Origin of the sequence: Metapseudomonas boanensis, from assembly GCF_018704125.1 — a bacterium.
In the GTDB taxonomy this organism is placed as follows: Bacteria; Pseudomonadota; Gammaproteobacteria; order Pseudomonadales; family Pseudomonadaceae; genus Metapseudomonas; species Metapseudomonas boanensis.
On the sequence record NZ_JAGTIS010000001.1, the window covers coordinates 183,562 to 194,908 of the forward strand.

9 protein-coding genes and 1 tRNA gene are annotated in these 11,347 nt (G+C 57.8%); 8 read left to right on the top strand and 2 right to left on the bottom strand.

Annotated features, from left to right (window positions below):
• From J7302_RS00815 to J7302_RS00845, 7 genes are all read left to right on the top strand, one after another.
• Positions 1 to 858, top strand: coding sequence for a dTDP-4-dehydrorhamnose reductase family protein (locus tag J7302_RS00815; RefSeq protein WP_215368878.1), 858 nt, complete (start codon positions 1 to 3; stop codon positions 856 to 858).
• A gap of 30 nt (positions 859 to 888) precedes the next feature.
• Complete coding sequence (locus J7302_RS00820; RefSeq protein WP_215368881.1) at positions 889 to 1,899, top strand: polysaccharide biosynthesis protein; 1,011 nt, start codon at positions 889 to 891, stop codon at positions 1,897 to 1,899.
• A complete protein-coding gene (gene wecB / locus J7302_RS00825) occupies positions 1,892 to 3,025 on the top strand; it encodes a non-hydrolyzing UDP-N-acetylglucosamine 2-epimerase (protein WP_215368882.1) in 1,134 nt (377 codons plus the stop codon). The genes J7302_RS00820 and wecB overlap by 8 nt, the downstream gene beginning before the upstream one ends.
• A gap of 10 nt (positions 3,026 to 3,035) precedes the next feature.
• Positions 3,036 to 3,998: a UDP-glucose 4-epimerase family protein gene (locus J7302_RS00830; RefSeq protein ID WP_215368885.1), complete on the top strand. Its 963-nt coding sequence runs from the start codon at positions 3,036 to 3,038 to the stop codon at positions 3,996 to 3,998.
• Positions 3,995 to 5,014 carry an MraY family glycosyltransferase gene (locus tag J7302_RS00835; RefSeq protein ID WP_215368888.1) on the top strand — a complete coding sequence of 340 codons (1,020 nt, stop codon included), beginning with the start codon at positions 3,995 to 3,997 and terminating at the stop codon, positions 5,012 to 5,014. The genes J7302_RS00830 and J7302_RS00835 overlap by 4 nt, the downstream gene beginning before the upstream one ends.
• A 145-nt stretch (positions 5,015 to 5,159) precedes the next feature.
• On the top strand, positions 5,160 to 7,163 hold the full coding sequence (locus J7302_RS00840; protein ID WP_215368902.1) for a polysaccharide biosynthesis protein: 2,004 nt from the start codon (positions 5,160 to 5,162) through the stop codon (positions 7,161 to 7,163).
• A gap of 55 nt (positions 7,164 to 7,218) precedes the next feature.
• Positions 7,219 to 7,542, top strand: a complete 324-nt coding sequence (locus tag J7302_RS00845) for a ComEA family DNA-binding protein (RefSeq protein WP_215368904.1) — start codon at positions 7,219 to 7,221, stop codon at positions 7,540 to 7,542.
• Between the two features lie 190 nt (positions 7,543 to 7,732).
• On the opposite strand, the gene J7302_RS00850 is transcribed toward J7302_RS00845, so the two are convergent.
• Both J7302_RS00850 and J7302_RS00855 read right to left on the bottom strand, forming a co-directional pair.
• A tRNA-Asn gene (locus tag J7302_RS00850) sits at positions 7,733 to 7,808 on the bottom strand.
• Positions 7,809 to 7,878: 70 nt separating this feature from the next.
• On the bottom strand, positions 7,879 to 9,075 hold the full coding sequence (locus J7302_RS00855) for an amino acid aminotransferase (RefSeq protein ID WP_215368906.1): 1,197 nt from the start codon (positions 9,073 to 9,075) through the stop codon (positions 7,879 to 7,881).
• Between the two features lie 184 nt (positions 9,076 to 9,259).
• Here J7302_RS00855 and uvrB point away from each other — a divergent pair, with 184 nt between their 5' ends.
• The gene (uvrB, locus tag J7302_RS00860; protein WP_215368908.1) at positions 9,260 to 11,275 is read left to right on the top strand and encodes an excinuclease ABC subunit UvrB; all 2,016 of its coding nucleotides are present in this window, start codon (positions 9,260 to 9,262) and stop codon (positions 11,273 to 11,275) included.
• The last annotated feature ends 72 nt before the right edge of the window (positions 11,276 to 11,347 follow it).

Below are 11,347 nucleotides of genomic sequence, written 5' to 3' on the forward strand. Positions count from 1 at the left end.
ATGCGGGTATTGATTTTGGGTGTGACCGGCATGCTTGGGCATGACGTTTTCAAAGTACTGAGCGCGTCCACCACGCTGGAAGTTTGGGGTACGCTGCGCAGCCCAGCGGGGCTGCGCCATTTCAGTGATGACCAGCAGGCGCGTCTGCTCGCGGGGGTCGATGTGCTCGACCAGGACGCGCTGACCGCTGCCCTGGCGCGCGTACGCCCCGATGTGGTGGTCAACTGCGTGGGCCTGATCAAGCAGCTTGCCGATGCCAACGATCCGCTGGCCGCGCTGCCGATCAATGCCATGCTGCCGCATCGCTTGGCCAACCTCTGCGCGCTGGGCGGGGCGCGCCTGATTCACGTCAGCACCGACTGCGTGTTCTCCGGCAGCAAGGGGCTCTATGTAGAGTCGGACCTGTCCGATGCCGAGGACCTTTACGGCAAGTCGAAGTACATTGGCGAACTGCACGATTTGCCGCATGCGATCACGCTGCGAACGTCGATCATTGGTCACGAACTGGGTAGCAACTACGCTCTGGTGGATTGGTTCCTGTCCCAGGAGGGGCGCGTCAAGGGCTATCGCAAGGCAATTTTCTCTGGCCTGCCGACCGTCGAGTTGGCTCGGGTGATCCGTGACCATGTGATTCCTGCACCGGAACTGCACGGTCTCTACCATCTATCGGTCGATCCCATCGACAAGTACACCCTGCTCAGCCTGGTGGCAGAGGTCTATGGCAAGGACATCGAGATCGTTCCGGACGATCAGATGGTGATCGACCGGTCACTCGACTCCAGCCGCTTCCGTCGCGACGCCGGCTACACGCCGCCAACCTGGCGAGCACTCATTGAGCAGATGCGCGATCAGCGCTGAACGATCCCAAATTTGAAACTGGTGGCAAATATGTTTGATGACAAGGTCCTGATGATTACCGGTGGTACCGGATCGTTTGGCAATACCGTGCTGAAGCGTTTCCTGGATACCAACGTCAAGGAAATCCGTGTTTTCAGTCGCGACGAGAAGAAGCAGGAAGACATGCGCATCGCGCTGGCCAACGATAAGGTTAAATTCTTCATCGGCGATGTGCGTGACTACGACAGCCTGTCCAACGCCATGGTCGGCGTCGACTACATCTTCCATGCAGCGGCCTTGAAGCAGGTGCCGTCCTGCGAGTTCTATCCGATGGAAGCGGTAAAGACCAATGTCATCGGAACCGAGAACGTGCTCAATGCGGCCATTGCTGCGGGTGTGAAGCGCGTGGTCGTGCTCTCCACCGACAAGGCCGTCTACCCGATCAACGCCATGGGTATCTCCAAGGCAATGGCCGAAAAGCTCATGGTCGCCAAGTCCCGCCTCATTCCCGAGAGCGGCCCGGTGATCTGTGCGACCCGGTACGGCAACGTGATGGCCTCGCGGGGCTCGGTGATCCCGCTGTTCATCGATCAGCTCAAGGGCGGCGAGCCTCTGACCGTCACTGACCCGAACATGACCCGCTTCCTGATGTCTCTGGAAGACTCGGTTGATCTGGTGCTGCATGCCTTCGAGCACGCCGAGCAGGGCGACATCTTCGTCCAGAAGGCACCGGCCTCCACCGTGGCCGATCTTGCCCAGGCGCTCAAGGAGCTGTTCGTGCGTGACAACCTGGTCAAGGTGATCGGCACTCGCCATGGCGAGAAACTCTACGAATCGCTGATCTCCCGCGAGGAGATGGCCAAGGCCGAGGATATGGGCCGCTACTACCGCATTCCAGCGGACAATCGCGACCTCAATTACAAGAAGTATTTCGTCGAAGGGGAGACCCATATCTCCGAACTTGACGACTACACCTCGCACAATACCGAGCGCCTGGATGTCCCTGGCATCAAGGAACTGCTGCTGAAGCTGGATTACATCCAGGGAGAACTCAATGCTTAAGGTGATGACCCTGGTCGGTACCCGGCCCGAGCTGATCAAGATGAGCCGCGTAATTGTCGAGCTCGACAAGCAGGTCAACCATGTCCTGGTCCACTCGGGCCAGAACTACGACTATGAACTAAATCAGGTCTTCTTCGATGACCTGGAGATCCGCAAGCCCGACCATTTCCTGGGGGCAGCTGGTGAGACCGCTGCCAAAACCATCGCCGAAGTGATCTCCAAGGCCGACGAGGTGCTGGACCTGGAGAAACCCGATGCGCTGCTACTGTACGGCGATACCAACACCTGCCTCGCCGTGATCGCCGCCAAACGCCGCAAGATCCCGGTCTTCCACATGGAAGCCGGCAACCGCTGCTTCGACCAGCGTGTGCCCGAAGAGCTCAATCGCAAGGTGCTGGACCATTTGAGCGACATCAACATGGTGTTGACCGAGCATGCGCGCCGATACCTGATAGCCGAAGGCATCCGCCCTGAGACAATTATCAAGACTGGCTCGCACATGGAGGAAGTACTCGACTACTACATGCCGCGTATCCAGGCCTCGACTGTGTTGTCCAGAGAAAGGCTCGAGGAAGGCAAATTCTTCATCGTCAGCACCCACCGCGAAGAGAACGTGGACACCCCGGAGAATCTGCGGGACCTCTTGGCAACTTTGCGAGCGCTGGCTGATACCTACCAGTACCCGATCATAGTCTCGACGCATCCGCGAACTCGCAAGCGCCTGGAGGCGTTGGGTGAGTCGCTGGACCATCCGTTGATCCGTTTCGTCAAACCCTTTGGGTTGCTTGATTACATAAAGCTCCAGATGTCGGCGTTCTGCGTGCTGTCAGATAGCGGCACCATTACCGAAGAGGCTTCGCTGTTGAATCTGCCGGCCATTACAATCCGCAACGCCCACGAGCGACCGGAAGGTATGGATGAGGGGACACTGATCATGAGCGGCCTGAAAGCCGAGCGGGTTCTGGATGCGGTGCGAGTTATAACCAGCCAGCACGATCGCCACGCGCGGGTCATTCCGGTGGTCAGGGACTATCAAGCGGGGCCGGTCTCCAAGCAGGTAGTCAGGGTTGTCTTGAGTTATACCGACTATATCAACCGCACGGTCTGGTCCAAGGGCTCGCTGTAGAGGTGCTCGAATGCGTGTTTTGTTGACCGGCGCGACGGGTTTTGTCGGGCGCGCGGTTCTGGAACGACTGGCCAGGGCACAAGATGTCCATCTCGTTGCTGCCTTGCGGCGGTCGGTTCCAGGTCTGCCCGGCGTTGTTTCTACCGCGACGATAGCAGGAATAGATGGCAATACGGATTGGCGCCATGTCCTCGACGGCGTGAGTGTTGTCATTCACGCGGCCGCGCGCGTCCATGTCATGAACGAGATTGCGGCTGATCCGATAAACGAGTTTCGCAAGGTCAACGTCGAGGGAACCCTCACCCTCGCTCGACAGGCGGCGGAAGCCGGCGTTCGCCGCTTCATCTTTATCAGTTCGATCAAGGTCAATGGTGAAGGTACGTCTCCATCCAGGCCCTACCAAGCTGATGACCAACCTGCACCGGCGGATCCTTACGGTGTCTCCAAACTCGAGGCTGAGATCCAGCTCAAATCGCTGGCGGAGGCAACGGGCATGGAGGTAGTTATCATTCGCCCGCCGCTTGTGTACGGACCCGGCGTCAGGGCCAATTTCCTGAGCATGATGCGATGGTTGCAGAAAGGCATTCCATTGCCTCTTGGAGCTATTAATAACCGACGTAGTCTTGTTGCGCTGGACAACCTCGTTGATCTGATTGTGACTTGCATCGATCACCCGGGCGCGGCGAACGAGATATTTCTCGTGAGTGACGGAGAAGACCTCTCTACCAGTGAACTCCTTCGACGCATGGGCAAGGCGATGGGAAAATCTGCCAGGTTGCTGCCGGTGCCGGTCTGGGTGCTTGAATTGGGAGCAGCAGCTTTGGGGAAGCGAGCGTTTTCCCACCGGCTCTGTGGCTCTTTGCAGGTCGATATCTACAAAGCGCGCGCTCTTCTGGGGTGGACTCCGCCATTTGGTGTCGATGAGTCCCTCCAGAAGGCCGCTCAGCATTTCTTGGAACATCAAGCGAAATGACAATTTGGTGGTTACTGCCCGCCGTAATTCTCGCCTCTCTCATCTTGACTGGCGGACTGCGTCGCTACGCTTTGGCCCGACGTTTAATGGACGTCCCCAACTCACGTAGTTCACATTCCGTCCCGACGCCCAGAGGTGGGGGCGTAGCAATTGTGGTCTGCTTTCTTGTTTCCCTGCCGCTGCTTTTCCTGACTCAGGGGCTGAGTGGCGCAGCGATGTGGGCACTGCTGGGGGGCGGGGCTTGGGTTGCTCTGGTCGGTTTTCTGGATGACCATGGACACATCGCTGCTCGTTGGCGACTACTGGCGCATTTCATCGGTGCCGGATGGGTGCTCTGGCTAGTGGGAGGCATTCCGGAACTGCAGTTTTTCGGAGTTGTTTTAGATCTGGGTCTGTTCGGCTACCTATTGGGTGCCCTTTTTCTCGTATGGCTGTTGAACCTTTACAACTTCATGGATGGTATTGACGGCATTGCTAGTGTGGAGGCGATCTCTGTCTGCCTGGGGGGGGCGTTGCTTTACTACCTTCTTGGGCAGTCGCATCTCATGTTGCTCCCGTTGTTACTAGGGGCTGCTGTCTGTGGCTTCTTGTTCTGGAACTTCCCTCCAGCAAAGATTTTCATGGGCGATGCCGGAAGCGGCTTTCTGGGCATTACCCTGGGTGCGCTTTCCCTGCAGGCAGCCTGGGTAGATCCTCAGTTGCTTTGGTGCTGGCTAATCTTGTTGGGTGTTTTCATCGTGGACGCCACATGGACACTCTTACGTCGCCTATTGCGAGGGGATAAGGTGTACGAAGCTCATCGTAGTCATGCCTATCAATATGCTTCGCGGTTGTTTGGACGCCATCTGCCGGTGACGCTGGTTGTGGGGGCTATCAACATATTCTGGCTGGTGCCTTTGGCCTGCTGGGTAGCGGTGGGCGGTATCGATGGTGTGCTGGGACTTCTGTTGGCCTACGCTCCGTTGGCGATGTTGGCAATCAGGTTCAATGCGGGTAAGCAAGAGATTCCGGCATAGCGGTTCCGAGCATTCGTTTGAATATTGAGTGCTGTTTTTTATATCAATGCGCCAGAGATGCAGTGTTGAATTGCCTCGTTTTTGAGGCTTGTTCATTGAGAGGCCCAGGTTGGTCTAGATGAATTTGGGATAAGGAACCCTGAAGATGTTGCGCGAGTGGTTGTTGCGGCTTCCGCGTCGATACAAGCGGCTTTTGCAAGTTGCAGTCGACGTGTTCCTCGTCTGGGGTGCGCTGTGGTTCGCTTTTGTCGTCCGTTTGGGGGGCGATGAACTAGTCCATCCCTTCGGCGGGCACTCTTGGTTGTTCATCGTCGCCCCTCTGCTGTCGATTCCGCTCTTCATTCGATTCGGAATGTATAGGGCTGTAATGCGATATTTCGGCAATGATGCCCTGATAGCGATCGCAAAGGCTGTAACCTTGTCCGCGCTTCTTCTGGCGCTGGCTATTTATTGGTACCGAGATGCGCCGGAAGTGATTCCTCGGTCTCTGGTTTTCAATTACTGGTGGTTGAGCCTGGTGATGGTAGGCGGGCTTCGTCTGGTGATGCGTCAGTATTTTCTGGGCGATTGGTTCTCAGCAACACTCCAGGCGCCGTTTGTCAGCGCGGCCGATGGGTTCCCGCGTGTCGCTATCTACGGCGCAGGGGCTGCTGGTAATCAACTGGTTGCTGCGTTGCGCATGGGGCGTTCAATGCGGCCGGTGGCATTCATCGACGATGACAGCAATATTGCCACGCGCATTATCGCCGGCTTGCAAGTCTACAAGCCCAAGCACATTCAGCAGATGATTGAGCAAACCGGGGCCCAGGAAGTCCTGCTGGCAGTTCCCTCCGCTTCCCGGGAGCGTCGTAGGGAAATTCTGGCTGAACTGGAGCGCTACCCGCTGCACGTTCGCAGCATCCCTGGATTCATGGACCTCGCCAGCGGTAGAGTCAAGGTGGACGATATCCAGGAGGTCGACATTGCTGACCTGCTGGGGCGCGACGCTGTCCCTCCACGTAAAGAGCTTTTCGAACGTTGCATCCGTGGCAAAGTGGTCATGGTGACTGGTGCCGGTGGTTCGATTGGTTCTGAGCTGTGCCGCCAGATTTTAGGAAGCGGACCCAGGACCTTGCTGTTGTTCGAGCACAGCGAGTTCAACCTGTACAACATACAGATCGAGCTTGAGCAGAGAATGTCCCGTGAGGCGCACAGCGTGCATCTTGTACCCATTCTCGGGTCGGTCCGGAACATGTCCAGGTTGCAGGATGTAATGCGTACGTGGAACGTCGACACGGTCTACCATGCTGCGGCTTACAAGCATGTGCCAATCGTTGAGCACAATATCGCCGAGGGTGTCGTCAACAACGTGATGGGGACGCTTTATACGGCGCAAGCAGCTATTCAGGCGGGGGTTGATAACTTTGTATTGATCTCCACTGACAAGGCTGTCCGCCCTACCAACGTCATGGGCGGTACGAAGCGTCTCTCGGAGATGGTGCTGCAAGCGCTCAGTCTGGAGTCTGCTCCAGTGCTGATGGGGGATGACCCTTCGTTGCATCGGGTCAACAAGACCCGTTTTACCATGGTCCGATTTGGCAACGTCCTTGGTTCCTCTGGTTCGGTGATTCCACTTTTCCGCGAGCAAATCAAGCGTGGTGGGCCGGTCACGGTAACGCATCCGAACATCACCCGTTATTTCATGACCATTCCTGAGGCCGCACAGTTGGTCATTCAGGCTGGCTCGATGGGGCAGGGCGGTGACGTTTTCGTTCTAGACATGGGGCAGCCAGTAAAGATCGCCGAGCTGGCAGAGAAGATGGTTCACCTGTCTGGCCTTACTGTTCGTTCCGCGAGTAACCCCAAGGGGGATATCGCGATTGAGTTCAGCGGCCTGCGTCCAGGGGAGAAACTCTACGAGGAACTCCTCATTGGAGATAACGTCAGTCCTACCGAGCACCCGATGATTATGCGGGCTAACGAGGAGCACTTGGCTTGGGATGTCTTCAAGCACGTGCTTGCGGACTTGTTCAACGCAGTCGAGGCTGATGATTACCTGAAGGTGCGTCAAATCCTACGAGAAACTGTCAACGGCTACACGCCAGAAGAAGAAATTGTTGACTGGATTCATCAGCAACGTCGCATTGAGGCTTCAAGCTCCCGAAGCTAGCTTGTGGAGCGGCGGCATAGGCCGTTCTTCCACTGTTAGACAAGGAGCGTTTGAGATGTTGCGTATCAGGATTGCTTCGCTGGTTTTCTCGTTGGCAGCGATGTTCGCAGGTGTGGTACCTGCAGCAATGGCCGCCAAGGAACCGGTTGCGGAGGTGGCGGTTGCGACTGCCGCTGAGTCGGCCCGAATCAACCTCAACTCGGCAGATGCTGCTGCGTTGCAGGCAGGGCTCATAGGGATTGGGGAGACGAAAGCTAAGGCGATTGTTCAGTATCGCGATGAAAATGGCCCTTTTGCCTCGGTGGACGACTTGCTGGAAGTTAAGGGGATCGGAGCGAAGACACTGGAGAAGAACCGCGACAGACTGCGCATCGATTAATAATACGTGCACGGAAAAGCCGGCCTTTGAGGCCGGCTTTTTTTGTTTGCAGCACCGTTTTGGGCTGGGACTGATTCCGCCGGTATCGATGGTGCAGGCCGAGCGCGGCAGTGTGGCCCAAGGAGTCCCTGGTGAGAGTCCCAGAGCTCCAAATAAAAAGCCCCCAGCAAATGCTGAGGGCTTTCTAATTTGGCTCCGCGACCTGGACTCGAACCAGGGACCCAATGATTAACAGTCATTTGCTCTACCGACTGAGCTATCGCGGATCTGATGCGCGTATCTTACTGATTAGAAAGGAGAAGTCAAGCGCCTGGCTTGAGCTTCTCCTCGCTTTTTTCAGAGCACCTGGGCGATGGCGCGAGTGACGCTTTCCAGGTTGTTGTTGTTCAGCGCGGCGACACAGATACGACCGGTGCTGACAGCGTAGATACCGAACTCGTTCTTGAGGCGCTCAACCTGCTCGGCGGTGAGGCCGGAGTAGGAAAACATGCCGCGTTGGCGGGCGACGAAGCTGAAATCGCGTTTGGCACCGTTGGTGGCAAGTTGCTCGACCATGGCCAGGCGCATACTGTGGATGCGATGGCGCATTTCACCCAGCTCTTCCTCCCACATGGCGCGCAGTTCCGGGCTGTTCAGCACGGAAGCAACCACGGTGGCACCGTGGGTCGGCGGGTTGGAGTAGTTGGTGCGGATGACGCGCTTGACCTGGGACAGCACGCGGCCAGCTTCTTCCTTCGAGCCAGTGACCACGGACAGCGCGCCGACGCGCTCACCGTAGAGCGAGAAGGACTTGGAGAAGGAACTGGAGACGAAGAAGGGCAGGCCGGACTGCGCGAACAGGCGAACGGCTTCGGCGTCCTGGTCAATGCCAGCACCGAAACCCTGGTAGGCGATATCGAGGAACGGAACGTGCTCGCGCTCTCGCAGGACTTCCAGGACAGCTTTCCAGTCGTCCATGGTCAGGTCGACACCGGTCGGGTTGTGGCAGCAGGCGTGCAGAACCACGACGGAGCGTGCCGGCAGGTTCTTCAGATCCTCCAGCAGGCCGGCACGGTTCACGCCATTGGTCACGGCATCGTAGTAGCGATAGTTCTGGACCGGGAAACCAGCAGCTTCGAACAGTGCACGGTGGTTTTCCCAGCTCGGGTCGCTGATGGCGACAACGGCGTTGGGCAGCAGGCGCTTGAGGAAGTCGGCGCCGCTTTTCAGCGCGCCGGTGCCACCGATGGCCTGGGTGGTGACGACTCGGCCCTGGGCCAGCAATTCGGAGTCAGCACCGAACAGCAGTTTCTGTACCGCCTGGTCATAGGCCGCGATACCCTCGATTGGCAGATAGCCACGCGGAGCGTGGGCCTCGATGCGGGCCTTCTCGGCTTCAGCTACAGCGCGCAGCAGCGGAATGCGGCCCTGCTCGTTGTAGTAGACGCCCACACCCAGGTTGACCTTGGTCGTCCGGGTATCGGCGTTGAATGCTTCGTTAAGGCCCAGGATGGGATCGCGCGGAGCCATTTCGACGGCAGAAAAGAGACTCATGATGCGGCAGCTCGGAGGAGAAAAGTGAGGTAGGAATGCAGCCCCGAGCGAAGTGCGCTAGGGGTTGCGCAATCGGGCCGGTATTATAGCGGCCCAGGTCGCCTGCGGCGATAACGCTTGCAAGCTTTTCGCTAGGTATGACGCTGGTTGCGCGCAGGTGTCACATCCAATTGTCGAGGTCAGCATGTCGGAGTTCCAACTGGTCACCCGCTTCCAGCCTGCTGGCGACCAACCTGAGGCCATCCGTCAGATGGTGGAAGGACTTGAGGCAGGTCTGTCACACCAGACCCTGCTGGGTGTGACGGGGTCGGGCAAGACCTTCAGCATTGCCAATGTCATCTCCCAGGTTCAGCGCCCCACGTTGGTGCTGGCACCGAATAAAACGCTGGCTGCGCAGCTGTATGGAGAGTTCCGTTCTTTCTTCCCGAACAACTCGGTCGAGTACTTTGTTTCGTACTACGACTACTACCAGCCAGAAGCTTACGTACCTTCTTCTGATACCTATATCGAGAAGGACGCGTCGATCAACGACCATATCGAGCAGATGCGACTCTCGGCGACCAAGGCGCTCCTGGAGCGGCCTGATGCCATCATCGTCGCCACTGTTTCTTCCATTTACGGCCTTGGCGACCCCGCTTCCTACCTGAAGATGGTGTTGCATCTGGATCGCGGCGATCGCATCGATCAGCGGACGCTGCTGCGTCGCCTTGCCGAACTGCAGTACACCCGCAATGACATGGACTTCGCTCGTGCAACCTTCCGAGTGCGGGGGGATGTGATCGACATCTTTCCTGCTGAATCCGACCTCGAGGCCATACGTGTCGAGTTGTTCGACGACGAAGTGGAGAACCTTGCGGCGTTTGATCCACTTACCGGGGAAGTCATACGCAAGCTGCCCCGTTTCACCTTCTATCCAAAGAGCCACTACGTAACTCCTCGTGAAGTCCTGCTGGAGGCGGTCGAGAAGATCAAGGATGAGCTCAAGGATCGCCTCGAGCAGCTGCGTAATGCCAACAAACTGGTGGAGGCACAGCGCCTGGAGCAGCGCACGCGGTTCGATCTGGAGATGATTCTGGAGCTGGGGTACTGCAATGGGATCGAGAACTACTCGCGCTACTTGTCCGGCCGTGAGGCAGGTGCACCGCCGCCGACCTTGTACGACTACCTGCCGGCCAATTCCCTGCTCGTCATCGATGAGTCTCACGTCACGGTTCCCCAGGTGGGCGCCATGTTCAAGGGCGACCGTTCCCGTAAGGAGACGTTGGTGGAGTACGGCTTCCGGCTTCCGTCAGCGTTGGATAACCGGCCGTTGCGTTTTGATGAGTGGGAGGCGATCAGTCCGCAAACCATCTTCGTTTCGGCGACGCCTGGCCCTTACGAAGCCGAGCACGCTGGGCGGGTAATCGAGCAGGTGGTACGGCCGACGGGCCTGGTGGACCCGGAGGTGGAGGTACGGCCGGCGATTACGCAGGTGGACGACCTGTTGTCCGAGATTCGCAAACGCGTTGCTATGCAAGAGCGGGTTCTGGTCACGACCCTCACCAAGCGAATGGCCGAGGACCTGACGGATTACCTGGCTGACCACGACGTCAAAGTGCGCTATCTGCACTCTGACATTGATACCGTCGAGCGGGTCGAGATCATTCGGGATCTGCGCGTTGGGGCTTTCGATGTGCTGGTTGGAATCAACCTGCTGCGCGAAGGCCTGGATATGCCCGAGGTATCCCTAGTGGCGATTCTGGATGCCGACAAGGAGGGCTTCCTGCGCTCCGAGCGCTCCCTGATCCAGACCATTGGCCGAGCGGCGCGCAACCTGAACGGCAGGGCAATCCTGTATGCGGACAATGTCACAGGATCGATGCAGAGGGCCCTCGACGAGACCGAGCGGCGGAGGATCAAGCAGGTAGCCTTCAATGAAGCCCACGGCATCGTGCCGAAAGGGGTAAAGAAGGACATCCAGGACATCCTCGAGGGCGCCACCGTTCCCGGTTCGCGCAGCAACAAGCGCAAGGCCATGGCCAAGGCGGCAGAAGAAAGCGCACGCTACGAAAACGAGTTGCGCTCGCCGAGCGAGATCACCAAGCGCATTCGCCAGATGGAAGAGAAGATGTTCCAACTGGCGCGCGATCTGGAGTTCGAGGCGGCTGCGCAGTTGCGAGACGAGATTCAGAAGCTGCGTGAGCGGCTATTGAAGGTCTGACGCATGCACGTTCCCGGCGGGACAAGCAGCGTTCTTCTTGCGTGGGTAGCATTCCCGCAGGAGCCAGCTTGC